At 60.3% G+C, this 26,212-nt stretch carries 25 protein-coding genes and 1 tRNA gene; 13 read left to right on the top strand and 13 right to left on the bottom strand.

Going from position 1 to position 26,212, the window contains the following annotated elements:
- Positions 1-2: 2 nt before the first annotated feature.
- The 3 genes from HX855_RS11560 to HX855_RS11550 form a co-directional block, all read right to left on the bottom strand.
- Positions 3-449 (bottom strand): DUF411 domain-containing protein, encoded by a 447-nt coding sequence (locus HX855_RS11560; protein ID WP_177085329.1) that lies wholly within the window; start codon positions 447-449, stop codon positions 3-5.
- A 154-nt stretch (positions 450-603) separates the two neighbouring features.
- Positions 604-1,059: an SRPBCC family protein gene (locus HX855_RS11555; RefSeq protein ID WP_177085328.1), complete on the bottom strand. Its 456-nt coding sequence runs from the start codon at positions 1,057-1,059 to the stop codon at positions 604-606.
- 91 nt (positions 1,060-1,150) lie between these two features.
- Positions 1,151-3,145, bottom strand: a complete 1,995-nt coding sequence (locus tag HX855_RS11550) for a methyl-accepting chemotaxis protein (protein WP_177085327.1) — start codon at positions 3,143-3,145, stop codon at positions 1,151-1,153.
- Positions 3,146-3,344: 199 nt separating this feature from the next.
- On the opposite strand from HX855_RS11550, the gene HX855_RS11545 reads away from it, so the two are divergent.
- Positions 3,345-3,743: a hypothetical protein gene (locus HX855_RS11545; protein ID WP_177085326.1), complete on the top strand. Its 399-nt coding sequence runs from the start codon at positions 3,345-3,347 to the stop codon at positions 3,741-3,743.
- A gap of 6 nt (positions 3,744-3,749) precedes the next feature.
- On the opposite strand, the gene HX855_RS11540 is transcribed toward HX855_RS11545, so the two are convergent.
- Entirely contained in the window at positions 3,750-4,745 is a 996-nt protein-coding gene (locus HX855_RS11540; protein WP_177085324.1) for an aldo/keto reductase, read from the bottom strand.
- 119 nt (positions 4,746-4,864) lie between these two features.
- Between HX855_RS11540 and HX855_RS11535 the strand changes: the two genes are divergently transcribed.
- Positions 4,865-5,782 carry a LysR family transcriptional regulator gene (locus tag HX855_RS11535; RefSeq protein ID WP_177085322.1) on the top strand — a complete coding sequence of 306 codons (918 nt, stop codon included), beginning with the start codon at positions 4,865-4,867 and terminating at the stop codon, positions 5,780-5,782.
- Here HX855_RS11535 and HX855_RS11530 read toward each other — a convergent pair.
- Positions 5,773-6,678, bottom strand: coding sequence for an AraC family transcriptional regulator (locus tag HX855_RS11530; RefSeq protein WP_177085321.1), 906 nt, complete (start codon positions 6,676-6,678; stop codon positions 5,773-5,775). The genes HX855_RS11535 and HX855_RS11530 overlap by 10 nt on opposite strands.
- 102 nt (positions 6,679-6,780) lie before the next feature.
- Here HX855_RS11530 and HX855_RS11525 point away from each other — a divergent pair, with 102 nt between their 5' ends.
- The 5 genes from HX855_RS11525 to HX855_RS11505 are packed head-to-tail and all read left to right on the top strand — an operon-like array spanning position 6,781 to position 11,208.
- A complete protein-coding gene (locus HX855_RS11525) occupies positions 6,781-7,341 on the top strand; it encodes a carboxymuconolactone decarboxylase family protein (protein ID WP_177085320.1) in 561 nt (186 codons plus the stop codon).
- Positions 7,342-7,393: 52 nt separating this feature from the next.
- The gene (locus HX855_RS11520) at positions 7,394-8,455 is read left to right on the top strand and encodes an acyl-CoA dehydrogenase family protein (RefSeq protein ID WP_177085319.1); all 1,062 of its coding nucleotides are present in this window, start codon (positions 7,394-7,396) and stop codon (positions 8,453-8,455) included.
- Positions 8,452-9,255, top strand: a complete 804-nt coding sequence (locus HX855_RS11515) for an ABC transporter ATP-binding protein (RefSeq protein WP_177085318.1) — start codon at positions 8,452-8,454, stop codon at positions 9,253-9,255. Before HX855_RS11520 ends, HX855_RS11515 begins: the two co-directional genes overlap by 4 nt.
- Positions 9,242-10,441 carry an ABC transporter substrate-binding protein gene (locus HX855_RS11510; protein ID WP_063030691.1) on the top strand — a complete coding sequence of 400 codons (1,200 nt, stop codon included), beginning with the start codon at positions 9,242-9,244 and terminating at the stop codon, positions 10,439-10,441. The genes HX855_RS11515 and HX855_RS11510 overlap by 14 nt, the downstream gene beginning before the upstream one ends.
- Before the next feature lie 14 nt (positions 10,442-10,455).
- The gene (locus tag HX855_RS11505; protein ID WP_177085681.1) at positions 10,456-11,208 is read left to right on the top strand and encodes an ABC transporter permease; all 753 of its coding nucleotides are present in this window, start codon (positions 10,456-10,458) and stop codon (positions 11,206-11,208) included.
- Between the two features lie 48 nt (positions 11,209-11,256).
- On the opposite strand, the gene HX855_RS11500 is transcribed toward HX855_RS11505, so the two are convergent.
- A complete protein-coding gene (locus tag HX855_RS11500; protein ID WP_256352989.1) occupies positions 11,257-14,526 on the bottom strand; it encodes a membrane-targeted effector domain-containing toxin in 3,270 nt (1,089 codons plus the stop codon).
- Positions 14,527-14,674: 148 nt separating this feature from the next.
- The gene (locus tag HX855_RS11495; protein WP_177085317.1) at positions 14,675-14,812 is read right to left on the bottom strand and encodes a hypothetical protein; all 138 of its coding nucleotides are present in this window, start codon (positions 14,810-14,812) and stop codon (positions 14,675-14,677) included.
- Positions 14,813-14,985: 173 nt separating this feature from the next.
- Between HX855_RS11495 and HX855_RS11490 the strand changes: the two genes are divergently transcribed.
- On the top strand, positions 14,986-15,180 hold the full coding sequence (locus tag HX855_RS11490; RefSeq protein WP_177085316.1) for a hypothetical protein: 195 nt from the start codon (positions 14,986-14,988) through the stop codon (positions 15,178-15,180).
- 1 nt (position 15,181) lies between these two features.
- On the opposite strand, the gene HX855_RS11485 is transcribed toward HX855_RS11490, so the two are convergent.
- The gene (locus HX855_RS11485) at positions 15,182-15,559 is read right to left on the bottom strand and encodes a fe2+ zn2+ uptake regulation protein (protein ID WP_177085315.1); all 378 of its coding nucleotides are present in this window, start codon (positions 15,557-15,559) and stop codon (positions 15,182-15,184) included.
- 242 nt (positions 15,560-15,801) lie between these two features.
- Between HX855_RS11485 and HX855_RS11480 the strand changes: the two genes are divergently transcribed.
- Together HX855_RS11480 and HX855_RS11475 are read left to right on the top strand one after the other, a co-directional pair.
- Complete coding sequence (locus HX855_RS11480; RefSeq protein ID WP_177085313.1) at positions 15,802-18,099, top strand: acylase; 2,298 nt, start codon at positions 15,802-15,804, stop codon at positions 18,097-18,099.
- Positions 18,100-18,313: 214 nt separating this feature from the next.
- Positions 18,314-18,387: transfer RNA gene (locus tag HX855_RS11475), tRNA-Cys, on the top strand.
- Between the two features lie 68 nt (positions 18,388-18,455).
- On the opposite strand, the gene HX855_RS11470 is transcribed toward HX855_RS11475, so the two are convergent.
- Positions 18,456-19,388 carry an alpha/beta fold hydrolase gene (locus tag HX855_RS11470; RefSeq protein WP_256352988.1) on the bottom strand — a complete coding sequence of 311 codons (933 nt, stop codon included), beginning with the start codon at positions 19,386-19,388 and terminating at the stop codon, positions 18,456-18,458.
- 185 nt (positions 19,389-19,573) lie between these two features.
- On the opposite strand from HX855_RS11470, the gene HX855_RS11465 reads away from it, so the two are divergent.
- Both HX855_RS11465 and HX855_RS11460 read left to right on the top strand, forming a co-directional pair.
- Complete coding sequence (locus HX855_RS11465) at positions 19,574-20,518, top strand: GlxA family transcriptional regulator (RefSeq protein WP_177085679.1); 945 nt, start codon at positions 19,574-19,576, stop codon at positions 20,516-20,518.
- Positions 20,519-20,741: 223 nt separating this feature from the next.
- Positions 20,742-21,113, top strand: a complete 372-nt coding sequence (locus HX855_RS11460) for a hypothetical protein (RefSeq protein ID WP_256352987.1) — start codon at positions 20,742-20,744, stop codon at positions 21,111-21,113.
- Between the two features lie 79 nt (positions 21,114-21,192).
- Here HX855_RS11460 and HX855_RS11455 read toward each other — a convergent pair whose 3' ends face one another.
- The 3 genes from HX855_RS11455 to HX855_RS11445 form a co-directional block, all read right to left on the bottom strand.
- A complete protein-coding gene (locus tag HX855_RS11455; protein ID WP_177085311.1) occupies positions 21,193-22,323 on the bottom strand; it encodes an SGNH/GDSL hydrolase family protein in 1,131 nt (376 codons plus the stop codon).
- Positions 22,324-22,657: 334 nt separating this feature from the next.
- Positions 22,658-23,287, bottom strand: coding sequence for a CatB-related O-acetyltransferase (locus tag HX855_RS11450; RefSeq protein ID WP_177085309.1), 630 nt, complete (start codon positions 23,285-23,287; stop codon positions 22,658-22,660).
- An 87-nt stretch (positions 23,288-23,374) separates the two neighbouring features.
- Positions 23,375-24,328, bottom strand: a complete 954-nt coding sequence (locus tag HX855_RS11445; protein WP_256352986.1) for a glycoside hydrolase family 6 protein — start codon at positions 24,326-24,328, stop codon at positions 23,375-23,377.
- 170 nt (positions 24,329-24,498) lie between these two features.
- Between HX855_RS11445 and HX855_RS11440 the strand changes: the two genes are divergently transcribed.
- A complete protein-coding gene (locus HX855_RS11440; protein WP_177085307.1) occupies positions 24,499-24,822 on the top strand; it encodes a helix-turn-helix domain-containing protein in 324 nt (107 codons plus the stop codon).
- A gap of 10 nt (positions 24,823-24,832) precedes the next feature.
- Here the strand turns inward: HX855_RS11440 and HX855_RS11435 are convergent, their stop codons facing one another.
- On the bottom strand, positions 24,833-26,209 hold the full coding sequence (locus HX855_RS11435; RefSeq protein WP_177085305.1) for a hypothetical protein: 1,377 nt from the start codon (positions 26,207-26,209) through the stop codon (positions 24,833-24,835).
- Between the last annotated feature and the right edge of the window lie 3 nt (positions 26,210-26,212).

The following is a 26,212-nucleotide window of genomic DNA, read 5'->3' as shown; positions in this document are numbered from 1 at the left end:
GATCAGCGGGCCGGGTAGTCAGCCACCACCACGTCCTGGCCTTCACGGGTCAGGCCGATCACCTGATAGGCCTCGCTGCTGCCGTCCATCTCCATGCCCGGCGAGCCCAGGGGCATACCCGGTGCCGCAATGCCCAGCAAATCGTCGCGCTTGCGCAGGGCCAGCACCTGATCGGCGGGTACATGGCCTTCGACGAACTTGCCGTCGATCACCCCGGTGTGGCACGACGCCAGGCGCGGCGCTACGCCCAGGCGTTGCTTGACCTCACTCATGTTGGCTTCCACATGGTCATTGACCTTGAACCCGTTGCTTTCCAGGTGGGCGATCCACTTTTTGCAGCAGCCGCAGTTGGCATCGCGGTGCACATCAATCGGGATCAACTCCGCCGCCTGGGCCAGGGGACTCATGAGCAGGGCCGACAGCGCGGCCAGTCGCAGGGTGGTTTTCATCATCATCTCGTCAGATAAGGGACAACAGCCGGGCATTCTCCCTGCTTTTTACAAAAGGGTTTCCCGGGAGTGTTACGAAGTTTTACGAAGAACCGACAGCACCAGAATAGGGGCCTGGCGCTGTCGGGAACCTGAGGGGCAGATGACGGTTGTGTCAGGCTGGCGGGGATTCCAGGCGCTGCTTGAGCTGGTCAAGGGCCTGATTGGAGAGGGCGATCATGCGTTCATGCAGGGTGGCCAGTTGCAGTTCGGTTTCATAGGTCAGGATGCGCTTGAACAACGTGCCGTTGCCTTGTACCTGCAGTAAGTACTGAATACAGCCGTCGACGGCCAGGGAGGTGAACGCGGTCTTGAACTCCCGCGGTCGCAGCGCCGTTTGCACCCGATAGCTCATGGGTACCCGCACACCCAGCAGGTCGATGGTTTCAGTAAATCGATGACCGCAGGGCAGTGAACCGGTGGTTCCGGTGTCGGCGTTCAAGGATGTCGGATGCCATTCATGCCAGCGATCCGGTTGGGTGACGTAGTCGTAAACGTCGTCGATAGGTGCCTGGATATAGCGTTCCTGACTGATCCGCTCCAGCCGGACCTTGTGCTCAACTGCGTGCATGACACACCTCCTGTGTGGCGAGACTTCGCACAGCGAACTGTCAGAATAGTCCGGCTCCCGCGCATTGCACGGGAGCTTTCAGGCTATTTTTTCAACGCACCTTGAACCGTCCCATCAACGCAATGACCCGGCCATTCGCGTCCAGCAGGCTCTGGGTGTTGTGTTCCGTGGCGTGGCCGCTTTGTACCAGCTCTTCGACCATGTGGCGGATGTGCACCATGCTGCGGTTGATTTCCTCGGTCACCGCGCTTTGTTGTTCGGCAGCCGTAGCGATCTGCGTGCTGAGGTTGTTGATATGGCTGACGGAGCCGGCCATCTCGTCCAGCCCCGTGTTAACCCGTGCGGTAGCGTCCGCGGCAGACTGGCAGCTGGCCTGGGTGGCTTCCATGGCCGTCACCGAGGAACTCACGCCCGTGGTCAGGCGCGCGAGCATTTCGTTGATCTGCGAGGTGCTGGCCTGGGTGCGGGCGGCGAGGGCGCGGACTTCGTCGGCCACCACCGCAAACCCCCGGCCCTGTTCGCCGGCCCGGGCCGCTTCGATGGCCGCATTGAGGGCCAGCAGGTTGGTCTGGCCGGCGATGGCGCCGATCACCCCGAGGGTTTCGGTGATACGGGCGGCATCCTGGCGCATGTTTTCCACGGTGTGGGTGGCGCTGGAGACTTCACCGATCAACGCGCTGACGCTGCGGGAGGCTTCCCCGACGACCACCCGTGAGCGGTCGGCGTGCTCGTTGGCGCGCTGAGTGAACGCGGCGGTTTCGGCGGCATTCTCGGCCACGGTATCGGCGGTGGAGCTCATCTCGGTGATGGCGGTGACGGTCTGGTCGGTTTCCGAGGCATGGCGCACCAAAATCTGGTTGGTCTGGGCCGACGTCTGTTGCAACTGCGCCAGGCTCGACGACATGGCGCCGGTGGCCTGGGTCACTTCACCGATCATGTTTTGCAGGTAGACGATAAAGCGGTTCACCGAATGGCCAATCGCCCCCAATTCATCCTCGGCGCGGATGGTGATGCGCCGGGTCAGGTCGGCATCGCCGTTGGACAGCGCGTCGATATTGGTCTTCAGCGCGGTCATCCGTTGCATCAACTGGCGGATGGCGTACACCTGCAACAGCACCAACAGCAGAATCATCGGGATTTGCAACATGGCCAGGGTGCCGAGCACGTCATCACGCTGGGCGGTGATCAGCGAGGTCGGCAGTGCGGTGGCGAGGAACCACGGTGTGCCCTGGATCGGGCGCATGAAGAAGGTGCTGGCCACGCCCTGGTTATCGAACTCACTGCGTTGCAGGTTTTGATCGCGATGGGCCAGGCCGGCGCTGACCTGGGCGGCGAAGGCGGAGGTGCCGGCCAGTTCGCTGATGTTTTTCAACACGATCGGGCCGCTGATGCGCGTGCTGTTGCTGATGATCTTGCCGTCGGCTTCGACGATCAGCATTTGCGCGCCGAGGTCTTTTTCCTTGCTGGCCACCAGGTCATTGAAGAAACCCAGGGTCACGTCGATGGTGGCGACGCCGTACGCCGCGCCGTCACGCTGGATCGCCATGGCGCAGTTGGTGCGAGGCTCCTGGCTGGCGTCATCCTTGTAGGCGGCTGCCCAGGCGCACTGGCCGCGCGGCGAGGCGAGACCGCCCTTGTACCAGCTCTGGTCGTAATAGTTGGGGGCTGCGTCGCTGTTCCAGAACGTATTGACCGCCAGCTTGCCCGAGGCATCGCGGTGCCAGAACGTGCTGTGTTTATTGCGCCCCGGCGTACGCTGGTTGGGCAGCGGCCAGATGCCGCCGCCGAACACTTTTAACTCACCGTACTGGTCCACCAGGCCTGGCAGCACCTTGTCGATGGCATCGCTGTCCAGCAGCGGGATGGTTTGGGTGATGGTGCGTTGCTGGGCCTGAACCTTGTTCAGCTCGCCCTGGATCTGCTCGGCCACTTCGGCAATGCGATTGAGCACGACCTGCTCTTCGGTGTGGCGCAGCGTGGGCGCCACTAACTGTCCGATGCCCACAACCGTCAACACGAATAACAACAGGACGAACAGCACCAGAAACACGGTGTAACGGGCTTGGATAGAGCGCAATGAGGGCATGGGGTCGTCCTTACGAAGCGTTTATTGTCGACGCGGCTTTGTTAGAGCTTCGAAGGGCTATCGGCTTGGGAAGGGCGAGCTTTAGGTACCCTCGTACAAGAAAGTGGCGCGAGTAAAAAAAACCTGTGCAAGGCTTCTATTTTGAGACGCGGGCGTGTTTGATGCAGGTCTGAATCGGCGACGGATCCCACAGTAAAACATGGACGAAATCATCTATCAGGTGGTGAATTGGCTGAGCATTGAACACCACACGCGCAGAGGCACCCACAACAACTACATGGTGCTGTTATACGTGGCAGTCACGATTGGCGGTGTGGTCGTTGCCAGGGAGCTTGCCGCCAAACGCAGGGCCCTCCAGGCGCGCACCACGCAGGCGCTGACCCTCGCGCCATTGACCGCCACCGCGTTTACCGAGGACGACGGCCAAACGCTCAAGTGCACCGGCACCCTGCACCAGGACGCCGACGGCTATACCGTCAGCATCACCCGAAACAGTGCTGAGTCCCAGAGTGGGCTGCTGCGGTCGCTGGATGAGGTGGATACCTGGCTGAGAGCGCATACCCCCTTCATCCTGTCGGACTTTCGCAAGCACCCTTGAGAAGGGCTATTTGTCCAGCATCTGCATGACGGCTTCCGGATAACGCAACCCGGCCGTTGCATTGGCCGGGAAGATCGCCTCCAGCGCCGCCAGTTCGGCGGGGCTCAGCTTGACCTCCAGCGCGGCGACGTTCTCTTCCAGGTACTTGCGTTGCTTGGTGCCCGGAATCGGAATCAGGTAATCCCCTTGGGCCAACACCCAGGCCAGCGCCAACTGGCCGGCGGTCACACCCTTGTCGGCGGCCAGGGCTTGCACCTGTTTCACCAGCAGCAGGTTTTTCGCAAAGTTCTCGCCCTGGAACCGCGGGCTGAACCGGCGGTAGTCGTCCGCCGCAAAATCGTCCGGGCTCTTCAGGGCGCCGGTCAGGAAACCCCGGCCCAATGGGCTGTAAGGCACAAATGCGATCCCCAGGCGTTGGCAGGCGGCCAGGCAACCGTTGTCTTCCTGGTCGCGGCTCCACAGCGAATATTCGCTTTGCAGGGCGCTGATGGGGTGCACCTTGTGCGCGCATTCCAGGGTGGCCGCCGAGGCTTCACTCAAGCCCAGGTAACGCACCTTGCCTTGCTTGACCAGCTCGGCCATGGCGCCCACGGTTTCTTCAATCGCCACGTCGGGGTCGATGCGGTGCTGGTAGTACAGGTCGAGGGTTTCCACCCCCAGGCGTTTCAAGGTGCCGTCGATGGCATCCCGAATGTATTCCGGGCGGCCATTCACGCCGCGTATCGTTGGGTTCGACGGGTCACGCACGATGCCGAACTTGCTGGCGAGGAACACCTGGTCGCGCTTGCCGGCGATGGCCTTGCCGATCAGCGCTTCGTTGGTGTGGGGGCCGTACATGTCGGCGGTGTCCAGCAGGTTGATTCCCAGCTCCAGGGCGCGGTGCAAGGTCGCCACGGCTTCGGTGGTGTCGGTGCCCGTGGTGTAGAAATCGGTCATGCCCATGCAGCCGAGGCCGATGGCGGAAACCTGAGGGCCGTTTTTACCGAGTTGACGAGTGTGCATGGGTCCAGCTCCTGTGTGGGGAAGGACTCCATTGTTATCCTCGACAAAAGCGGGATAAACCGGCTAAAACCACTATCACTATTATGAAATTCTAAATAATCCCCGAAGGAAGCCGGCCTGTGGACCGTTTTAATGCCATGCGTGTGTTCGTGCGGATCGTTGAACTGGGCGGTTTTGCCAAGGCCGCCGACAGCCTGCAACTGCCGCGGGCCTCGGTGACGATCCTGATCAAGCAACTGGAGGCGCACCTTGGGGTGCAGCTGTTGCAGCGCACCACGCGCCAGGTCAGCCCGACCCTGGACGGGGCCGCCTATTATCAGCGCTGCGTGAGGCTGTTGGCAGACCTGGAGGAAACCGAGGCGGTGTTCTCCACCAGCCGGCGCAACCCGCGCGGCACCTTGCGCATTGATATGCCGTCGGGCATCGGGCGTTTCCTGGTGATTCCGGCGCTGCCCGAGTTCACCACCCGTTACCCGCAGATCGACCTGGAAATCGGCCTCAACGACCGCCCGGTGGACCTGATCCGCGAAGGCGTGGATTGCGTGCTGCGCGGTGGCCTGGCGCTGGACGAGTCACTGGTGGCCCGGCCCCTGGCGATGATGGATCAGGTGACCTGCGCCAGCCCCGGTTACGTGCAGCAATTCGGCATGCCGTCGACCCTGGATGAGCTGGCCGGCCATCAAGTGGTCGAGTACTTTTCCAGCACCAGCGGCAAACGTTATGGCCTGGAGTTCCAGATCGGCAAGGATATACGGTTGGTGGACCTGGCCAAACAGGTGGCGGTCAACAGCGCTGACGGTTACCTGGCGGCCTGTGAGGCGGGTTATGGGTTGGTGCAGACGCCTTACTACCACGCCGTTCGCCAACTGGAAGCGGGCACACTGGTGGAGGTGCTGACGCAGTTGCGGCCGCCCCCCTTGCCGCTGACGGCGCTGTACCCGCCGCACCGCCAGTTGTCCCAACGGGTGCGGGTCTTTGTCGATTGGCTGGTGGAGCTATGCGCCCGGCCGGGCAACGGGCTGCAGCGTCAGCCTTGAGCCTTGCGATAGGCGCCGGGCTGGAACCCGGTGATTTTATGGAAGGCACGGGTAAAGGCCGCCACCGACTGATAACCCACGGCCAGGGACACGTCCGCCACCGTCTGGTCCTGCTTGAACAATTGGCAAGCGTGGCGCACGCGCATCATCAGCAGCACGTGCCCCGGCGACTGGCCGCACAGCTCGACGAAACGCTTGAAAAACGCCGAGCGCGACAAGCCGGTGCAGGCCGCCATGCTTTCCAGGGTCCAGGGATCGGCGGGGCGTGCGATCAACTGTTCCAGCAGGCGGGCAAAGGCCGGTTGCCGAGCCAGGGCCGCGAGGCCGCCGAGGTCGGCGTTGTCCAGCACCTGTTGGCGCAGCACATACAGAAACAGCAGGTGGCACAGGCGCTCCAGCAGCGCGGGCGAGGGCGCCGGGGTGCGTTCGCATTCTTGCAGGATCAGTTCGAACAGGTTGCGTGCGGCGGTCAGCGAAGGGTCGCCGGCCCGCAGGATGATCCACGCGGGCAGGGTGTCGACAATCATCGCCGACAGCCCGGACTGGAAATGAAAGAACCCGCACACCAGGCCCACGCCGTCGGTGGCCTGGCTGTCCAGCGGCAGCATCGGCTTGCGCGGGCACTCCTGGGCGCCGGCGGCGGTGGCGTTGCCTGAGAGGCGATACGCCAGGTCACGCAGCAGGAACACCGCATCGCCATTGTTCAGCGCATGGGGCGTTGGATCGTCGTCGATGTGCAGCCAGCATTGCCCTTGCACCACCAGATGAAAACTTGCGCTCGCCAGGCCATGGGTGCTGGCACGCCAGTCGCCGCAGTAACGCCCCACATGAAACAGGCTGGTGTTGAGTTCGAGGCTATCTAATAACCAATCGACGAGGGAACTGGACGAATTCATCTAATGGAAAGACTCAAGAGCAAGTAATCGCTACTTTAGACTATTGAGCGGATTTTTTATAACCAACAGACTTGGTACACGAATCCATGAGGAGACCACTCCATGTCCCGCGTACCGATGCTCACCCTGGAAACCGCCCCTGAAGCGGCCAAGCCCTTTCTCGAAAATGCCCTGAAAGGGTCCGGGTTCATCCCCAACCTGCTGGCGGTACTGGCCAATGCCCCGGCGGCCCTGGAAACCTACATCACCGTGTCCGGGCTGAACGCCAAGTCCGACCTGAGCCTGGCCGACCGTGAAGTGGTGCAATTGATTGCTGCCACGAACCACGGTTGCGATTTCTGTGTTGCCGGGCACACTGCCGTAGCGCGCAACAAGGCCAAGCTGCCGGAAGACGTGATCGACGCCCTGCGCCAGCGCGGTGAGTTGCCCAACGCGCGTTATGAGACACTGGCCGCGTTCACCCGCGAAGTCATCGCCACCCGCGGTGATGTCAGCGACGCCGGCTACACCGCGTTCCGTGCCGCAGGCTACACCGACGGTCATGCGCTTGAGGTTATTCTGGGGGTCAGCCTGGCCACCCTGTGCAACTTCGCCAACGTGTTTGCCCGCACTCCGCTGAACCCGGAGCTGGCGCAATACCGTTGGGAAAAACCGGCAAGCTGAAAGCGCGCAAGCGTTCGCGATGGTCAACACGCTGTAACAAGGAGAAACATGAATGCTTGACCCAATCTTGAGCCGTTGGCTCGATGTTCAAGCGCAGGCCCTGGATGTGGGCAGTTGCGATCCGCAGGAAGTGCTGCCACGGCTGGCAGAGGCCAATGTATTACGTATCGGTGTGCCCAAGGACCTCGGTGGCCTGGGCGGTGATGTCACCGGCGCAGTGGAGGCCATCGCCGATGTGGCCAGCCATTCCCTGGCGTCGGCGTTTGTGTGCTGGGGCCAACGCTCATTTATCGAGTACCTGCTGCAAAGCCCGAACCAGCGCCTGCGCGAGCAACTGCTGCCGGACCTGCTGAGCGGCAAGCTCGCCGGGGCCACCGGGTTGTCCAATGCGATGAAGTTTCTGTCGGGCATCGAGTCGTTGCAGATCAGCGCCGAGCCCACCGATGACGGCTGGAACCTCAATGGCCGCCTGCACTGGGTGACCAACCTGCGCAAGAACGGGTTTGTGGTAGCCGCCGCCATCGAGCATGCCCAGGGCGGCGCGCCGTTTATCCTGGCGATTCCCGATTCGGTGAGCGGCCTGCAACGCTCCCGTGACCTGGAGCTGTTGGGGCTGCAGTCGAGCAACACCGCGGCCCTTGGCTTTGAAGCCGTGGAGCTGAGTCGCGACTGGCTGCTGCATGAAGACGCCCGCAAGTTTTTGCCGGCGGTACGCCCGGCGTTTCTCGGTTTGCAGTGCGGCATGTCCATCGGCCTGGCCCGGCGTTCGCTGGCCGAGGTGGCCAACCACTTGGGCTCCAGCCGCACCGTATTGCGCGAAGAACTGGAAGTGCTGCGTACCTCCCTGGAACAGGCAGTCAACGACCTCAAGAAAGGCCTGCTGAGTGGCCGCTTCGGTACCGAGCCGGTGCCGTTGTTCCGCCTGCGCATTGCCCTCGCGGAAATCGCCGCCAGCGCCGTGCAACTTGAGCTGCAAGCCAGCGGCGGCAAGGCCTACCTGACCGCCCACGGCAGCGGCTTTGCCCGGCGCTGGCGCGAGTCGGCGTTCGTGCCGATCGTGACCCCGAGCCTGGTGCAACTGCGCACCGAGTTGAACCGTCAGGCCAATCTATGAGCCAGGCGGTATTGCATGCCCAGGGGATTTGCCTGGGGTACGCGGGCACCCCGGTGCTGGAAGGTTTTGACCTGCAACTGCAACCGGGTGAAGTGGTGTCGATCCTCGGCCCCAGCGGGGTTGGCAAGTCCAGCCTGTTGCGGGTGCTCGCCGGTTTGCAGGCGCCCCAGGGCGGCACCATCAGCCTGCTGGGCGAGCCGTTGAACGGCCCGCATCCGCGGGTGGCCGTGGCGTTCCAGGACCCCAGCCTGCTGCCGTGGCTGAGCCTGGAAAAGAACGTCGCGTTTGGCCTGGACTTTGCCCGCCAGCCGCACCTCAGCCCTGAGGTGCGACGCCAGCGGGTCGACCACGCGATCCACGCCGTCGGCCTGGAACACGCCCGCCAGCAATTCCCGGCGGCGCTGTCCGGCGGCATGGCCCAGCGCACCGCGTTGGCCCGCTGCCTGGCGCGCCAGCCACAAGTGTTGCTGCTGGACGAACCCTTCGGCGCCCTGGACGAAGTGACCCGCGCCGACATGCAGCACCTGCTGCTCAAGGTCAATCGTGAGCAAGGCTCGGCGGCGGTGCTGATTACCCACGACATCGACGAAGCGCTGCTGCTGAGCGACCGGATTCTGCTACTGGGTAACCGCCCGGCGCGGACCCTCGGTGAATGGCGCATCGACCTGCCGCAACCGCGGGAAGAACAGGTCGAAGCCATCGGCACCCTGCGCATCGAGATTCTCAAAACCCTACGGCAGGCGAGCCGCACTAACCCCCAACCCACTGAACTGCTGGAGCCTTGCCATGTGTCTGGATGACCTCACTCACTCGCGCCGTGACTTTCTCAAACTCTCGGCCGTGCTCAGTGCCGCCGGGGCCTTGCCACTGCTCAGCAGTTTGCAGGCCCGGGCGGCCAGTGAGCCGGACGCGCCGGTACGCATCGGCTACTTGCCGATCACCGATGCCACGCCGCTGCTGGTGGCCCACAACAATGGCCTGTTCGAAGCCGAAGGCATCAAGGCCGAACGCCCGGTGCTGTTGCGCAGTTGGGCCCAGGTGATCGAGGCGTTTATCTCGGGCCAGGTCAACGTGATTCACTTGCTGTCGCCGATGACCGTGTGGGCACGCTATGGCAGCAAGGTGCCGGCCAAGGTTGTGGCCTGGAACCATGTGGGCGGCTCGGGTTTGACCGTGTCCCCGGGCATTACCGACGTGAAGCAATTGGGCGGCAAGTCGGTGGCCATTCCTTTCTGGTACTCGATCCACAACGTGGTGGTGCAGCAGTTGTTCCGCGACAACGGCCTGACCCCGGTGGCGCGTGCCGCCGGCAGCGCGATTGCCGCCAATGAAGTCAACCTGATCGTGTTGCCGCCTTCCGACATGCCGCCGGCCCTGGCCAGCAAGCGCATTGACGGCTACATCGTTGCCGAGCCGTTCAACGCCCTGGCCGAAAACCTCAACGTAGGCCGCGTGCAGCGCTTTACCGGCGACGTGTGGCGCAACCACGCGTGCTGCGTGGTGTTCATGCACGAGCACGACCTGACGAACCGCCCGGAATGGTCGCAGAAGGTGGTGAATGCCATCGTCAAGGCCCAGGTCTGGACCCGCGACAACCGCGAAGAGGCGGTGAAGCTGCTGTCCAAAGACGGCGAAAACCGCTACACCCCGCACGCCGAGCCGGTGCTGCGTAAAGTCCTGGCTCCAGCGGCCAGCGACCGTGCAGCCTACCTCGCCGACGGCGCGATCCAGCACGCCAACTGGGACGAGCACCGCATCGATTTCCAACCGTACCCGTTCCCCAGCTACACCGAAGAACTGGTGCGCCGCCTGAAAGACACGCTGATCGAGGGCGACAAGAAATTCCTCGCCGACCTGGATCCGGCCTTCGTCGCCAAAGACCTGGTGGACGACCGCTTCGTGCGTAATGCGATCGCGGCGGTAGGCGGCATGAAGACCTTCGGCTTGCCGGAAGGCTTTGAGCGGCACGAGGAGATTGGCGTTTGAACAACGGCAAAACCTTGGGGTTGCCGGGCTGGCTGCTCGGCTTGAGCGGGCTGGCTGGCTTGTTGGTGCTCTGGTGGTTGGGGGTCAAGGTGTTTGGCAGTGCAGACGGTTTGTCTGCACGGTTTTCACTGTCGGCGACCTTCGCGAGCCTGTGGGAATTGCTGGGGCGCAGCGAGCTGTACCTGAACATCGCCGTGAGCCTGAAGCGAATCTTCGTCGGGCTGTTTCTCGCGTTGCTGATTGGCGTGCCGCTGGGCTTGCTGGTGGGCAGTTCGCGCAAGCTGGAGGCGGCGACCACGCCGGCCTTCCAGTTTTTGCGGATGATCTCGCCGCTGTCATGGATGCCTATCGTGGTGATGTTGATGGGCGTGGGCGACCAGCCGATCTACTTCCTGCTGGCGTTTGCGGCGGTGTGGCCGATTTTGCTGAATACGGCGGCGGGCGTACGCCAGCTTGACCCACGCTGGCTGCAACTGAGCAAAAGCCTGAGCGCCACGCGCTGGGAAACCTTGCGCCGGGTGATTATTCCCGGGGTGATGGGGCACGTGCTGACCGGCGTGCGCCTGGCCATCGGCATTCTGTGGATTGTGCTGGTGCCGTGCGAAATGCTTGGGGTCAGCGCAGGGCTGGGCTATTACATCCTCGACACCCGTGACCGGCTGGCCTACTCGGAGCTGATGGCGATGGTGCTGCTGATTGGCTTGCTGGGCTTTGCCCTGGATGCGTTTGCGCGGTGGTTGCACCAGCGTTGGGTGCATGGGGGGTAGGGCCCCTCTCGCCAGGGCCCGGAGGTTCTTCGGGCCCTGGCGATGGACTCAGGGCTTGACGTAGATCTGCAGGTCGCCGGGCAGGTCGTTGGGTTGCAGTGGTTTGTTCGGGTCTGGGATATGGCTTTTTGCTTTAAGCCCGATACTGCCGTGGGTCCTGTTCTTGTCGTTAAAAATTCCGATGCCGATGCCTTCCGTCAGTTCCGCCAGGCCGGGGACGCCTTCGGAGGTGTTCATGTGGGCATGCCCCACCAGTGCAACCCACTTTTCGGTGCCGGACGTGGCCTGGATGGTTTCGGCGGCATAGTAGTTGAACTCCTTTAGCCGCTGTTCGGAGTTGACCCCTGACTGGGTGATGCCGCGGGACTTTTCATGTTTGTGGCGGGTCAGGTAATAGTGATCAATGGGCAATAGTTCTATGCCCTCAGCGTTCAGTCGGTGCTTGAGTTCTGCCAGCGTCGGGTGGGTACGAGGAACGCCGGTTGTTCCCAGCATGCCAATACCGTCGTCCCTGGCGCCACCTGGCATGTCGATATAGCCCTCGAAGTAGACCTTTTTTACGCCTTGGTTCCTCAGCGTGGTGACGTTGTCGTAGAGCAGCTTGAAGCTGGCCATCTGTGAGTGAAACTCTCCAAATACCACGCCGTTTGACGCTTTAAGCGCTTCTGTGATCAGGTCGGCCGCCGGGAGCGGGACGGGAACGTTGGGGATCTGAGGGCGAGGAGGAAGGCCGCCTGCGTTGACTGCATCGTAATAATCCTTCATCTCGGCCTGAAACTTGTCCAGGGTTGCCTGGCGGGTGTCTGGCTTGAAATGGTCGATCTCCAGTTTCCCTTTCATGCTTTCCGCATAGGGACCGACGGGTAATGGCTTCCTGACACGCGGTGGACGACTGATGGTGGTTATCGGGTTAAACCGGTGAGCGCCACGGCTCAGGGAGGCATAGGCATTCGGGGAGGGCCCCAGGGTGTCGGCCGGGTCGAACACCTGGAGGGGGCTGCCGTACGCTTGGCCTTTGTGCGCGTCAAAGGCATACCATTTGCCGTCAAGCTGCACTGCGCTGCCTTCGACCGTCCGTTCACCCACCTTGAATGTACCGGTGGCGGCCGCCTCATAGCGGTTGCCGGCTGCGATAAGCTCAGTGGGGCTGGCTGTGCCCTTGAGTGTTTTCAAGCCTGGGCCGGCGGCGCTTGTGGTGTTGAGGGCGAGCTTTGCGGCGCCTGTCACCCAGTCACCAAGGCCGCTCAGGGGGTTGAGTTCGCCGAGGGCGGCAACCCCGAAAATCTTGCTTAGCTTGAGCGCCTTGTTCACGGCGGTGCCTGCAGTGCCCAGTACCTTTGCGCCCGTTGCGGCAACGCCCACCCCCGCAGTCAGGAAGCCGAAGGCATCAAATGCCAGGTCGGTGAGCCCGTCTTTATAGTTGCCATTACGCAAGTTGACGATGGCCGACCGGAGGGGAATCAGATCGAGAAAAAAATTGCCGAGGGTCTTTTCAACCCTCCGTCTTTGCTCGTCCGGGGTACTTCCGGTGGCGTGCTGCCTTATGGATTCGGGGTTGAGGGCCTCGACGATCGAGTCTGCGAGGTAGTGCGCCCGTTCGTTTTGGAACAGGTTGGGGTTAGAGGCTTCGAGTGGGTTCTCCTGTTTTACGTACTCCCGCTTGGCGTCGAAGCTGAAGAACTCTTCTATTCGGGTGACTTCATTGGAAACGGTTTGGTCCGGGCGCGTGATGATGTCGTTGTTTATTTTTTTGAGGGTATTGTTTCCGGTGTCGAACTCATAGGTGGATGGGACGCCCTGTGTGTTCGTGGTGACCCGTATTTTTTCGCTCGTATGGAACAGTGTGTCTCCAACGAAGGGGATTAAGCTGACCCTGTACGAGTTTTCTTTATAGAACTTCAATTCGCCCTTTAGCAGGTTGTTTTTGTCTGCTGGGAAAAAGTCGACAAGGGTCTTCAGGATGGAATATTTTTTGACGGTTTTATAATCACTTATTGTCTGCGTGATTGCTTTGTCGAACGTGTCCGCGACGTTGAAATCCGGGCCTTGGGTGAAGGCCGCAAAGGCCCCAAGGTCGACGCCGTGCGCGCCCTGTATGACCCGCCAGTCTGATGCCCGTATTTTCTCGCCCTGCAGGGTGAAGTCCAGCATCGAGTAAGGGCCCCGAGGCCGGAACATTCGGTCGTTCGTTCTATGGGGCTCGAAAAAAACCTTCGACTCAAAAGAAACACCTTCGCCAAATTTTTCCTTGAGCAGGTCCAGCGCAATTTGCTTACGGGTGGGTATGGGGGCGTTCAGCAGGCTGGATGCGTGTTTCAGTTTGTCCAATTGGAAATTGAACGCTTCCACGGCGTTATCAATGTCGGCTTTGTCGTAGAGCGCGTCGTCTTTCGCCGTCAGCAGGCCGTTGACGACGGCCCAGTCCAACAGCGCGGCTGTTTGAGCGGACTCGGGGGCGGTGCTGCTGGTGTCAGCCGTGATCATGACCTCGGCAAAGGTCATGTTTGCCACCCTGCCGGGAGACTCGGCTTCGATGGCCGCCGCTGCGATGCACAGGTTGGCCCAGGCCTGGCTGCCGTATACCACGCTGTCGGGAATGCCCTTGATCAACAATTGCGGGGCCGCCCGCATCAGCAACAGATGAGCGCCCAGGGCGGCGTAAGCGGCTGAGGTTTTGCCGGTGTCAGTCAGGTGCTGGCGCAGCCCGGCGACAATTTCCGAGGTGGGTTTGCCCCAATATTGCTTTTGCGCGAGGTCAAAGCCGGCCACGTGGTTTCGATGGGGCTGGGTGATGGATTCCCGGTCCAGCATCAGGTTGATGGCTGCGAGCGTGTAATCGTTCACGCTGCTATCGGTCGAAACACCCTCAAGCTGTGTTTGCAACGCCTCTCCCAACGCTTGGCCACGGCTGGACCTGACGATGCTTTCCAGGGTTTTGACTGGATCGTCTGATACGTCGTCAGCCAGCGGCAAAGGGTTGTTCAAATACTCCAGGATCGTCTCGCTGCCGGCCTGCACACTGGCGGCCGCCAGCAAGGTGTTTTGTTGAGGTGCGCTCAAGGGGATGGGCCAGGACAAACCACCCCCCCAATCACCCCAGGGATGGGACTGTAAAGGTGCCACCGTTGTCCGCGCCTGGGCCGTGCTGTTTAACGGTTGGGAGGAAACTGGCGCATCAGCCGCTGGATCCTCAAGGTCCGTTGCGGGTTGCAATGCCTCATCAGCGTAGGACGGGGTGTCAGGAAGGGGGATCGGATCAGGGGAGAATGACGGATAAGCGGTGGAGGCAAATAGGGAGTTGCTGACTGTCGAAGTCATCGTGAACACCTGTGGGCACGTTCATTTCGGAGTGCGCCTGTCAGGAACACCTCCCTGCTTCCTGGACGCTCTTGCTGAGTGTCGGAAACAGGGAGCATGGCTCCGCTTATAGGGTGTTCAAGTTGTCAGCAATTGTATGAATGACCGATCAGCGATGGTAATACCCCGGCCCGCCGCCGTAGTAGCGATGGTCATGCCACCCGCCACCGCCGTGGGGGAAAATAATGCAGCCACTCATGCTCAGCATGATCAGCAAGGGAATCAGCAGTGTGATTCGACGAAGCATTTCCAAATCCTCTAGGGTACTCACAGGTTCAATCAGGCGTTGGACAAGCCAAAGTTTTTCATCGCCTGTAACATGAGACCCCGCCGACCCCATTCCATCCCCGCCACTGGGTATGCGCTTGGTGTGGTAGTCGATACAAAGTGGATACAATTTTTTAGCTTCAGGAACCCGTCATGACCCAAAAGCAACGTTTGAAATACTCGATTCTGATCTCCCTGGTGGTGCTGGGGACGATGTTTGGCCTGTCCTACCTGCAGAACAACGGGATGATCAGTGAAAAAACGTTCCAGTACATCGCCATTGCCGTGGCGGTGACCGTGGTGGTGATCAACGGGGTGATGCGCCGCAAGGTCAAGCCCAACCTCTGAGTCAGGCCCGGCCTTCCAGGACTTTGGCAGCCTGCTCGTGCAGGCTGTAGCTCTTGTCGGCGTTGAGGGTGATCACGCCTTCGGTGCACAGGCGCTTGAGCACCTCGCGCACGCTGAGAAACGACAACGGGATGCCCAGTTCCAGCAAGTGGCTGTGCACGCCCCGTACCCCAAGGGTGCGCTGGTTGTCGGCGGCGGTCAGCAGGGCGTCGATGACCTTCAGCCGGATCAGGCTGGTGCGCAGGCCAAAGCACTTGAGCAAATGACGGATGCGCTGGTTGCCATGTTCCGGCGCCTTGCCGAACGCCTGGTTGCCGGTGGCGAAACCTGCGTCATGCATGGATGAGTGTCCTTCCGTGGGCAGTTGCGGGTTGTACATGCAAAAACTCCTTATCAGAGCCTGATCAGGAAAATGATGGCGCTCTTAGTTAATAAGACGTACGAGCAGCCGAAATCATGAAGCGCGGGATGTAGAAATTTTGTCGGTAACACCCAGGAGACATACCGACCTGTCCGAATAAACGCCTGTGGTTGCTAAATTATTCCCGGTATTTACGTCTTAACTGAGGTGTTGGCGAAGCTGTTACTCGTCGGGGTGTTTAATTTGGCTGTGGAGTCTGCGTGATTATTTCCAATCGGTTGTTCAGGGTGGGCGTGGCGGGGGTGTTGCTGGGGCTGAGTCTTTCGGCCACGGCGCGGGTGCAGGAGCAACAGGCCTCGGCCGAGATCCGCCGCACCGGTTTTGGTGTCCCTCATATCCGGGCCAATGATGAGCGCGGGCTGGGATTTGGCATCGGTTACGCTTATGCCCAGGACAACCTGTGCCTGTTGGCCAACGAAGTGGTGACGGTCAACGGCGAGCGCGCCAGGTACTTTGGGCCCGAGCAGGCGACCCTGGAAGGGCGCAACAACCTGACCAACGACGTATTCTTCACCTGGTTGAACACGCCTGAAGCGGTTGCCGCATTCTGGAAGGCCCAAACCCCAGCGATGCAGCAGCGCATTGAAGGGTATGTGGCCGGCTACAACCGTTACCTCAAGGAGCGTACCGCCCAGGGCTTGCCGGCGCAGTGCCAGGCGGCCTGGGTACGGCCGATCACGGCTGAAGACCTGGTCAAGCTGACCCGTCGGCTGCTGGTGGAAGGTGGCGTCGGGCAGTTTGCCGAGGCCTTGGTGGGCGCCACGCCGCCGAACGCCGTCGCTCAACGGGATGCCACGGCGTTTGAAGTCGCCGCTGCCAACCAGCAGCGTTTCGCCCTGGACCGTGGCAGCAACGCCGTGGCAGTGGGCCGTGACCGTTCGTTCAATGGTCGCGGCATGCTGCTGGCCAATCCGCATTTTCCGTGGGTGGGCGGCATGCGTTTCTACGAGATGCACCTGACCATTCCCGGCCAGCTGGATGTGATGGGCGCCGCCTTGCCGGGCCTGCCGGTGATCAATATCGGCTTCAACCAGCACGTGGCCTGGACCCACACCGTTGATACGTCCAAACACTTCACCCTGTACCGCCTGACCCTGGACCCGAAGGACCCGACCCGCTATCTGCTGGATGGCAAGTCCGTGCCCATGGATAGAACCAGCGTCAAGGTAACGGTGAAAGCCGCCGACGGCAGCACCCGGGACGAGTCCCGCACGGTCTACAGCTCGCAGTTCGGCCCGGTGGTGCAATGGCCGGGCAAGCTGGACTGGGACAACCAATATGCCTTCAGCCTGCGGGACGCCAACCTGGGCAACGACCGGGTGCTGCAACAGTGGTACGCGATGAACCGCGCCGCAAACCTCAAGGAACTGCAAACCTCGGTGCACACCCTGCAAGGCATTCCGTGGGTCAACACCCTGGCAGCGGACGACCAGGGCCAGAGCCTGTACATGAACCTGTCGGTGGTGCCCAACGTCAGCGCGAAAAAACTCGCGCAGTGCAGCGACCCGCGGGTCGGCCTGCAGTTCATCATGCTCGACGGCTCCCGCAGCGCCTGCGCCTGGGACGTGGACCCGCGTGCCGCCCAGGCCGGCATCTTCCCGGCCGATCAACTGCCGCAGCTGGAGCGCACTGACTACGTGCAGCACTCCAACGACTCGGCGTGGCTGGTCAACCCCAAGGCGCCGCTGACGGGTTTCTCACCGGTCATCAGCCAGGACAGGATCGGCCTGGGTCCGCGTGCCCGCTTTGCATTGCAGCGCTTGCAGGCACTCGACAAACAGCCGATCCAAATCGCCGACTTGCAGAACATGGTCATGGACAACCAGGTGTACCTCGCCAGCCAGGTCATGCCCGACCTGCTGAAATTCTGTGAAGGTGCCGACGCTGCCGTGAAATCGGTGTGTGACAGCCTGAAAAACTGGGACCAGCGCGCCAACCTCGACAGCGGCCTGGGCCTGGTGCACTTCATCAACCTCGCGCAGCAACTGGCGCAGGCACCCGACGCTTGGAAGGTGGGCTTCGACCCGGCGCAACCGCTGACCACGCCCCGTGGGCTGGCAATTGAACGGGCAGGGGTGGCCAAGGCACTGCGCGAGGCGATGCTTGCCTCAGCCGCCGACGTTACCAAACGAGGGCTGACCGCCGACAGCCGCTGGGGTGACATCCAGGTCTCGGGACAAACACCGATCCATGGCGGCCCCCAAGAGCTGGGCGTGTACAACGCCATGCAAAGCGTGCCCCGTGCCGATGGCGAGCGCGAAGTGGTCAGCGGCAGCAGCTACTTGCAGATCGTCACGTTCGACGAAAAAGGCCCGCGTGCCGAAGGCGTGCTGGCGTTCTCCCTGTCCAGCGACCCGGCGTCGAAATACTTCAAGGACCAGACCCAGGCGTTCTCCGAGAAAAAACTCAGCCCGCTGCCGTTTACCGAACAGCAGATCAAGGCCGACCCGCAGTACCATTTGCAGGTTATCCGTGACAAGGAGGAAGCCGGACGGTAGGGTAGCCCAGCGGGAATCGCCGCCCCTTGAGAGAATATTTTTTGAAATCAAGGGGTTGCAAGCCCTGGCAAATGAGTACATAATTGCGCCCATCGAACGCACTGAAGCATTAAAAACTTCAATGTTTTCAATGAGATAGAGTAGAGGCAAGCTTCACATAGCCCACTCAAGTTTGTATGCGGTGAATGTCGGTTGTAAGGCATTGATCGTTTGAGGCCGAGTAGCAAAATGGTTATGCAGCGGATTGCAAATCCGCCTACGCCGGTTCGATTCCGACCTCGGCCTCCACTCTTAGAAACCCCGTAGATTAACGTCTACGGGGTTTTTTATTAGGCTCAGGAAAGTGCCGGCGCCGATTATTTACCGGCAGTAATCCGCGCCATGAACACGCGTGTGAGGCTGGCGATCTGTTCGGTTTTTTCGTCGAGTGCGAAATGCCCCGCCTCCAGGATGTGCACCTCGGCACCTGGCACATCATCCTTGTAGCGCATGGCCCCCGGCACAATGAACGACGGGTCGTATTTACCCCACATGACCAACATCGGCGGCTGGTTGTCTTTCAGCCAGTGCTGCCATTTAGGGTAGGAGGCGACGTTGTTCTGATAGTCCAGCAACAACGCCGACTGTATCGCCCGCTGGCCCGGGCGGGACAATGCAGCGAATTCGTCCTCCCAGGCATCAGGGTTGTAACGCTCGGGATTTGGGCTCGTGCCCAGGTGGCGCTGCTTTGTGCCCTCATACCCCACGAATGCATCGACTTGCTCAGGATGTTCGGCAGGGGCCTTCCAGTACTTGGCGATGTTCGCCCATTTGGCACCCAGGCCTTCGTTATAGCTATTGGCATTCTGAATGATGATGCCGTGCAGTTTTTGCGGCGCGTTGAGGATCATCCGAAAACCCACCGGGCCGCCATAGTCCTGCATGAACAAGGTGTATTCATTGATTTGCAGTTGCGTGAGCAGCTTGCTCAGGGTGTCGGCCAGATGGTCGAACGTGTAGGCGTAGGTCGCGGGGGAGGGCGCGTCGCTTCTGCCGAACCCGGGGTAGTCGGGTGCGATCACGTGATACCGGTCAGCAAGCAGCGGTATCAGCGAATCCCACATGCGCGACGACGACGGGTAGCCATGCAGCAGCACAAGGGTGGGGGCGTCCTTCGGGCCGGCCTCGCGATAAAACACCTTCACGCCGTCCACACTGGTCCAGTGATAGGTATTGGATGCGGTGGTATAGGGAATGGCGGGCGCGGGTTCAACGGCGTGGGCCAGTCCGGTCAGCGAAAGCGTTGTCATAAGTACTCCCAGCGTGCAAAAGGTCGCGATGTTCATTGAGGCCTGAGCTCTGATCTGCGCATTTCCCGATGAAATGCAGCCGGGATCAGAGTGGACGGATCCTGGAATCGGCACCATTGGCCCAAAGACCATTTTTCATTAGAATCGGGCCAATCTTGAGCAGGCCAGCCTCCGTGAAAAAAAGTTTGAGCGTTGCAGTCATTGCCTTTAACCGCATCAGCCCCTTTCACCTTTCCGTGCCCTGCCTCGTGTTTGGTAAAGACCGCAGGGTGGGGGATTCACCCTGGTTCGAACTGGTGGTGTGTGCGGGTGAGGAGGGGGTGCTGACGGCGAACGCCGGTTTCGCCATTCACTGCGACCATGGCCTGGATCAGGTCGCCGGGGCTGATATTGTCATCGTTCCAAGCTGGCGTGACGCCACTGAAGCGCCGCCGGAGGCTCTCCTCGAAACGCTCAAGGCCGCCCACGCAAGAGGCGCGCTGGTGGTCGGTTTGTGCCTGGGAGCGTTCGTACTTGCCCATGCGGGCCTGCTGTGCGACAAACGGGCAACCACCCACTGGGCGTGGGCCGCGCACCTGGCGCGAGATTTCCCTCGTATCGAAGTGGACCCAAAAGTGCTGTATGTCGAGGCGGAGCAGATCCTTACCTCTGCGGGCGTGGCTGCGGGGCTCGATTGCTGCATTCATATCGTCAGGCGTGCCTATGGGCGCGGGGTTGCCAATGCGTTGGCGCGTCAACTGCTTGTCTCCCCCCATCGCGACGGAGGCCAGGCTCAGTTCATCAGCCGGCCCGTTCCCCAAGGTGCAGGCGACGAGCGTCTCGGCCAGCTATTGGACTGGCTTCGGGCAAACCTGAACCAACCGTTGTCAATCGATCACGTCGCGGCGAGGCTGGCGATGAGCAGGCGTAGTTTCACCCGTCATTTCAAGCAACTGACCGGCTCGACATTTGGCAAGTGGCTCACGAACGAGCGAATCAAGGCCGTCCAACTGCACCTCGAAACGACCGACCATAGCATTGAGACAATCGCTGATACCTGCGGGTTTGGTACAAGCCTCTCTTTGCGTCAACACTTTTTCTCGATCGTGGGGGTGAGCCCAACAACCTACCGAAAGGCTTATCATCGGTAGGCTTGGTCTATCTCAAGCGCAAGCGCCCAGCGGTTAAATGGCGCTGATCCCGCCACACCAAACACAAAAAAACACCCACCTTCGAGTCCTTACCACTTGGCCACAGGCGCTTTCAAAAATCCCTTTTTTCCGTTGAAGCGTGATTTCCATATACTGCCCTTGGTGTGGCCCTCATACGGATTGGCTGAATTTTTACGACGTACTATTTGAAAGGATGCGAACAATGCGTTGCTTGATTGGTTTTATGGGCCTGCTGTCATCGGCGATGGTTTTCGCCGGGGAAGCCCAGCTGAAACAGTGGGAAAAGATGGACCGTTGCTCGAATGCCGCGTTTATCGTGGTCTCTATCCTTGAGGAAAGCCCCGACACCTTCAAACAGGCGCTCGCGCTCCATGGCGCCATTGGCGGGCTCAAGAACAATACAAAACTGGGGGAAACCACCCCGAGTGAAGGCGAAGTCACCGGGGCCTACAATATGGCACTGCGGATTTCCGCCGGAATGCCGCGGCCTTTTGCGAAGCGTGATCATGACTGGCTGATCGCCCAGGCCGCGACGTCGTGCACGTTGTGGGTGCCTGACGCCAAGCCTGAGTAAGCGCGGGGCGCGCAGCTTGTGTACCTGTGCGCTGAATAGAACTCTCGGTTCGGGCAAGGCTGCCGGTGTCGATCACTGACTAGTAATCGTCACCGAGAATCGCAGACAGCACGGACTCTGCGATTATTCTATGGCCAAAGTCATTAGGGTGGTTTAGTCCGTTACCCGTAATGTCATTGTATTCTTTATTTTTTAGCATCATTTGCCAGGTGGTGGTGAGATCGACTAAGGCAATGGCGGGGTTTTCGTCTGTCAGTTCACGAAGTGCCTTTAAGTGTGAAGGTAAAAAAGCGGATTTTTGTGCTGAACTGTCTGGGTTGGCCAGTATGCTGCTGACGAGCAGTATCGGTACGCCTGGTTGTTGGCTTCTGATGGTGGATATTATTTTTTGTAAGTTTTCCTTGTATTTTTTTGCGTTTGATTTGGTGCTGTCATTCATGCCGAAAGCTACCACGACAAGATCACTTTCTTTATCGTTGACTCGGTAGCTTGTAGTAGGCAGTGCATCTTGTGCTCTGAATCCGCCTACTGAATTGTTTCGATACTCCCACAGTGTCGGATACGTTGCGTTCAAGTAAGCCATGGTGAGCTCGGCATAGCCGGGTTGGTTGGGAGGCGCATAGATACTGGTAGCGTTAGCACCCAGGGTAATTGAATCGCCGAAAAAAGTTATCTTTAGTAGCTCTTTACCTATTCGGGATCGTAACGTTCCAAGGTTTCCGTAGGACAGGGGCTTGAAGGTTTTTTCTTTTTCATAAGTTACGGCGTATTGATAGCTTTGAAATTCCGGCGTGACTCTAACGCCGTAGCTGTTTTTCTCGGCGTCACTGATGTTTTTGGTAAAGCCCAAAGGTGCTTTTTTTATGCCGCTTGACGGGGTGAGCTTTATGCCATTGTCGGTTTGTATATAGTCACTCAGTGGTTTTAGTATCTCGCCAGTGTAGGGATTGTAAACCGAGATCACGCGCGTCGGAGGGAACATTGTTTTGTGGTCATCTGAAAGTCCCGTCTCGGTATAAAATGTCTCTCCATATACCGTTGTGCCTGTGAGCGCTCTTTGCCCTGTGTGAAACTTGCTGACAATGGATTCGCCACAACTCAAGTTTGTGCACGAGTGGAAATTTTCATCCAGAGATGCCCCGTCAGGACCATTTTCGGACAAGGCGTGTCCGCTGAACAGGAGGAAAATCAAGGCATATCTAGCGCGCATTTTATTTCCTTCGGTTCTTTTGTTCGTCAGTGTGGCTGTGCAGGCGTTAATTGAGGATCGTGCTTAAAAGAGGCTACGCAACTCTATCGGATGAGTCCCATGGGTCACTGGGTACAACACGCCCCCGAAAGCTTTGCCAGCAGCGCCAACGCGACAACCGCCCAGCCAACGTTGAGCGCCACAAACATCCACTCAGGTGGCTGTGCCCCCAACACCATCACCGATGTTATCGCGATAAAACCCATCAAAACCCCAAAGGGCAGCCAACGCCAGACCCCTCTGTGGCGCCGGGGTAGGTTGACTGCCGATGGGCGTTCTTCATGAAGCGTCATGGTTATTTCGCCTGGGTGGCCCTCTGCTTCAAATAATCGACAAAGGGCTGTATGTCAGTACTGCACAGTAAGTGCGCCACTTCACGTACTTCTGCAACCGGCCAATGCCACCAGGCCGATTGCTCAAGTATCCGTCGCGTGGGTTCGTCAAACCGCCAGCGGATGGGCTTGGCCGGGTTGCCGCCCACAATCGCATAAGGCGCCACGTCCTTGGTTACCACCGAGCCTGCGGCAACCACGGCACCATCGCCGATGGTGACGCCCGACAGAATGATCGCCTGCGAGCTTATCCAGCAATCATTACCAATGACCACGTCACCTTTGCTGCCGCCGAAGTCGGTGATGTGCGCCACTTCTTCGATCTTGGCGGGGAAGGGGTAGCAACTCAGCCAGTCGGTACGGTGGTGCCCGCCCAGGAACACGTCGACGTTGCCGGCAATGGACGTATAAGCACCTACGCGCAACGTGGTGCCCTCGTTCCAGTCGTGAACCTTCAAGTCACCGTAGGTGCCCACCCCAAACGTATACGTCGGGTAGCGATTGCGCAGCTTTTGCGTAGCACGCTCAAGTGGGGGAAGTGCGCGCAGTGCCTTGCGCTCTTGATGTTCACGCCATTTACGCAACAGCTTCATGCAGTAGCCTTTTGCCGGTCTTGAGATGAAGAGCGCTATCCTGGGCAATGAGACCGGGCGATGCAAGGCTCAATAGTCCTGGAACCCTCAGTTTCCATCTATCAGGCGCAGTGCCAGTTCGGCGCTGAACGTGCCCGCCGCCGGGCCGCCATGGCAATCGGTCTTGGGTGACGATGCACCGTCTGAGTTACCCGGGAGTTTGATCCATAGGGCAACCCACTGGGGCGAAAGCACCTGGGGGGCAATGCCAAGCCTGCGACCTGCGGGGTTGCACCAGTCGCCAGGGCTCGCACCGTTGCCGTTGCGGCTGGTGTCCACCGCGATGGCTTTTGTATAGCGGTATTCGCTTAACAGCCGGGCATTGATGGCGTCACCGTAGCTGCGCACCTGGGCGAGGGTGTAGAAATTGGCGATGTTCAGCGCAAACCCATGTGCCTGTTTTACGCCGGCGGAATTCAACGCATCGGCCATGACACTCGGGGATTTCCAGCCGGGGTTGCCTGCGTCCAGATAAACATCCGCATGGGGCGCACGCTGCTTGAACCCTGACACGCCGTAGTTGAGCAGCCCCAGCCGCTCGGATTGTTTGTCGTTGCCCAGGCATTGCATATCGGCCAGCGCGTCCGGCTCCAGAATGACCACCGCCGGTCGGTCGCCAATACCATCGATCAAATGGTCGATCCAGGCCCGGTAGGCTGGCGCACCCGTTGCGCCACCGGCCGACGCGCCCCCGCTGCAGTCGCGGTGCGGCAAGTTGTAGGCCACCAGCATGGGGACCTTATCGGCGCTGGCGGCGGCCGATACGTAATGGTTGATGCGATCGGTCAAGGTGTCTGAAGTTTGGCTGGTGCCGGTCAGCCACAAAGCGCTGGGCACATTGGCAATGGCTGAACGGATCCTTGCGCTGGCGGGCGCATCGGGGTTGTGCTGCACCCACTGTGCGGCGGTGGACTGCGGGTTGACGTAGAACCCATCGCTCGCCTGGGCAGCAGGTTGCATCGACAGGCAGATAATGCCGGCGGTCACGATGGCGATCTTCATCAGGCTCTGCATCAGCTAAGGGGGCGGGTGGCCAAGGTAAGTCCCACGGCTGCCCACGTCACGTGAACCCTCATGAATATTATCCGCCGGGCACCCATCCGAATGAATGCCACCGGGGCCCGAACATAAGCGTATGGTGGGTGTTAAATACGCTTATTGAGGTACCCGCCATGGACGACCGGCTCGGCGCCCGCCTGAAAGAAGAACGCAAGGTCCTGGGGCTCTCTCAACAGGACTTCGGCGCCATTGGCGGTGTGGCCGCCAATGCCCAGGTGCATTACGAAAGTGGCGCGCGCAAGCCCAAGTCCGATTACCTGATTGCCATCCGGCGCAAGGGCGTGGACGTGCTTTATGTGCTGACGGGGGAGCGGGCGGTTATCAACCCTGATGCGTTGAGCGACAAGGAAACGTTGATCATCAACCACTACCGCACGCTGGACGGGATGGACCAGGACGCGATTGCGCAAATCACGTCCTCGCTGTCTGACAGTTAGCAACGACCGATTAGAAGCTGTCGGTCGTCCTGAAGTTACCGCCCCCCGTACTGCCCGACGATGAAAAACTGGCCGTGCTGTTAGTGCTTTTGTTGTCGACGGTGGCGGCGCCGTAGCTGAAGGGGCTGATCGATGCACTGACATAGCCCCGTGTTGCGCCCGCAGCTACCTGGCTGCGGCGCACGATTTTAAGGCCCTGGCTCAGCGCATCCACTACCTGCCCCAGTGTTACGTCCTTCGCCATATAGCCCGCGACCAGCCGCTCAAAGTCAGTCGGCAGGTCAAAGTAAACATCGCGGCCGGTAAAGGCATCGTTGCGCACTTTGCGCTCCAGCTCTTTGGCGCGCTGGTAGCCGCTCTTGTGCAGGTTGATTGCGTCCTGGGCCTCTGCCTGTTGCTGTAACACCGCTACCAGGCGCAGATGCGGGGTTTGCAGTTGCTCGACGATCAGGTCGTCGTTCTCATCCGGTGTCTGGCTGGCAAGGTCGACCAGTTCGCCGATGCTGCGGGTTTTCAGCTGGTCAGTGAGCAACTGGCGAGCGCGCAGGTAATGCGGGTCTTCGTTGCGCGAGTAGGCCGCGAGTTTTTCCTGGACGGCATTGGCCTGGCGCTTGGCTTTGTCGACCACGCGTTGCTGGGCGTCGAGTTCGGGTTGCAGTGACGCCTGGCCGAGCTGGTCACGGGCCTGAGCCAGTTGCCCATCGACGATTTCGCTCAGGGTGCTGATCAGGGCGGCGCGCTCGGCCTGCAAGGCTTCGTTTCGCTCACCCAGGGCGATCAGGCTCAGCTCGTTCTTGCGGTTGGCAAGGTAATTCACCTTGGTTGCCAGCCAGTTGTCCATCCAGCGGTTCAGGCGGTTGCGCCGATATTGGTCGGTGCCGAAGGCGTGTCCGCGCAGGTAGATGTAAACCAGGTTCGTATCGAAGGTCGGGCGCTTCAGTGCGCACTCCTGGCGCAGGTCTTCATAACCGCTGATGTGCTCGCGGTGGGCGGCCTGGGCCAGGTCCAGTTGCTCGGCCTGACGGGCATAGTCAGGGTTTTGTTCCAGGGATTGCCGGGCTTGCTGGTCAAGACCGTCGGCTCGCGCTTGCAGCTTCTCCTTGTCTGCCAGCGCCTGGGCCACGCCCTGCTCAGCCTCTCGCAGTTGCTGGTGGAGCAGGTCCTGGGACTGTTGGCGCATTTTCAAGGCGAATGCAGCTTGCACGTTCTGCGTGTCGCCTTGTTCCAGGTGCAGGGCCGCGATGCTGCTCAGGCGCTGGGTGATGTCCTGCTCCAGCGCCAGTTGTTCACCGAGCAATTCAGACAGTTGTTGCTCGGCCGTGCGCATCATCAGTTCGGCGTTGCGGGAGTTACGTTCGGTGATGCTGATCAGGGTGTCAGGCGTCATGTC

The organism is Pseudomonas sp. IPO3778, assembly GCF_013386825.1.
In the GTDB taxonomy this organism is placed as follows: Bacteria; Pseudomonadota; Gammaproteobacteria; order Pseudomonadales; family Pseudomonadaceae; genus Aquipseudomonas.
Note: the sequence above shows the minus strand (reverse complement) of the source record. Positions and strands in the feature narration are given on the sequence as shown.

What these genes read in the sequence shown, in the direction of transcription:
- HX855_RS11530 (WP_177085321.1), bottom strand. Translation starts at nt 6,678, where the DNA reads ATGAATTCGTCCAGTTCCCTCGTCGATTGGTTATTAGATAGCCTCGAA.
- HX855_RS11470 (WP_256352988.1), bottom strand. Translation starts at nt 19,388, where the DNA reads ATGACAACGCTTTCGCTGACCGGACTGGCCCACGCCGTTGAACCCGCG.
- HX855_RS11515 (WP_177085318.1), top strand. Translation starts at nt 8,452, where the DNA reads ATGAGCCAGGCGGTATTGCATGCCCAGGGGATTTGCCTGGGGTACGCG.
- HX855_RS11525 (WP_177085320.1), top strand. Translation starts at nt 6,781, where the DNA reads ATGTCCCGCGTACCGATGCTCACCCTGGAAACCGCCCCTGAAGCGGCC.
- HX855_RS11545 (WP_177085326.1), top strand. Translation starts at nt 3,345, where the DNA reads ATGGACGAAATCATCTATCAGGTGGTGAATTGGCTGAGCATTGAACAC.
- HX855_RS11555 (WP_177085328.1), bottom strand. Translation starts at nt 1,059, where the DNA reads ATGCACGCAGTTGAGCACAAGGTCCGGCTGGAGCGGATCAGTCAGGAA.
- HX855_RS11510 (WP_063030691.1), top strand. Translation starts at nt 9,242, where the DNA reads ATGTGTCTGGATGACCTCACTCACTCGCGCCGTGACTTTCTCAAACTC.
- HX855_RS11500 (WP_256352989.1), bottom strand. Translation starts at nt 14,526, where the DNA reads ATGACTTCGACAGTCAGCAACTCCCTATTTGCCTCCACCGCTTATCCG.
- HX855_RS11440 (WP_177085307.1), top strand. Translation starts at nt 24,499, where the DNA reads ATGGACGACCGGCTCGGCGCCCGCCTGAAAGAAGAACGCAAGGTCCTG.
- HX855_RS11560 (WP_177085329.1), bottom strand. Translation starts at nt 449, where the DNA reads ATGAAAACCACCCTGCGACTGGCCGCGCTGTCGGCCCTGCTCATGAGT.
- HX855_RS11550 (WP_177085327.1), bottom strand. Translation starts at nt 3,145, where the DNA reads ATGCCCTCATTGCGCTCTATCCAAGCCCGTTACACCGTGTTTCTGGTG.
- HX855_RS11445 (WP_256352986.1), bottom strand. Translation starts at nt 24,328, where the DNA reads ATGAAGATCGCCATCGTGACCGCCGGCATTATCTGCCTGTCGATGCAA.
- HX855_RS11455 (WP_177085311.1), bottom strand. Translation starts at nt 22,323, where the DNA reads ATGCGCGCTAGATATGCCTTGATTTTCCTCCTGTTCAGCGGACACGCC.
- HX855_RS11450 (WP_177085309.1), bottom strand. Translation starts at nt 23,287, where the DNA reads ATGAAGCTGTTGCGTAAATGGCGTGAACATCAAGAGCGCAAGGCACTG.
- HX855_RS11540 (WP_177085324.1), bottom strand. Translation starts at nt 4,745, where the DNA reads ATGCACACTCGTCAACTCGGTAAAAACGGCCCTCAGGTTTCCGCCATC.
- HX855_RS11490 (WP_177085316.1), top strand. Translation starts at nt 14,986, where the DNA reads ATGACCCAAAAGCAACGTTTGAAATACTCGATTCTGATCTCCCTGGTG.
- HX855_RS11460 (WP_256352987.1), top strand. Translation starts at nt 20,742, where the DNA reads ATGCGTTGCTTGATTGGTTTTATGGGCCTGCTGTCATCGGCGATGGTT.
- HX855_RS11495 (WP_177085317.1), bottom strand. Translation starts at nt 14,812, where the DNA reads ATGCTTCGTCGAATCACACTGCTGATTCCCTTGCTGATCATGCTGAGC.
- HX855_RS11485 (WP_177085315.1), bottom strand. Translation starts at nt 15,559, where the DNA reads ATGTACAACCCGCAACTGCCCACGGAAGGACACTCATCCATGCATGAC.
- HX855_RS11435 (WP_177085305.1), bottom strand. Translation starts at nt 26,209, where the DNA reads ATGACGCCTGACACCCTGATCAGCATCACCGAACGTAACTCCCGCAAC.
- HX855_RS11520 (WP_177085319.1), top strand. Translation starts at nt 7,394, where the DNA reads ATGCTTGACCCAATCTTGAGCCGTTGGCTCGATGTTCAAGCGCAGGCC.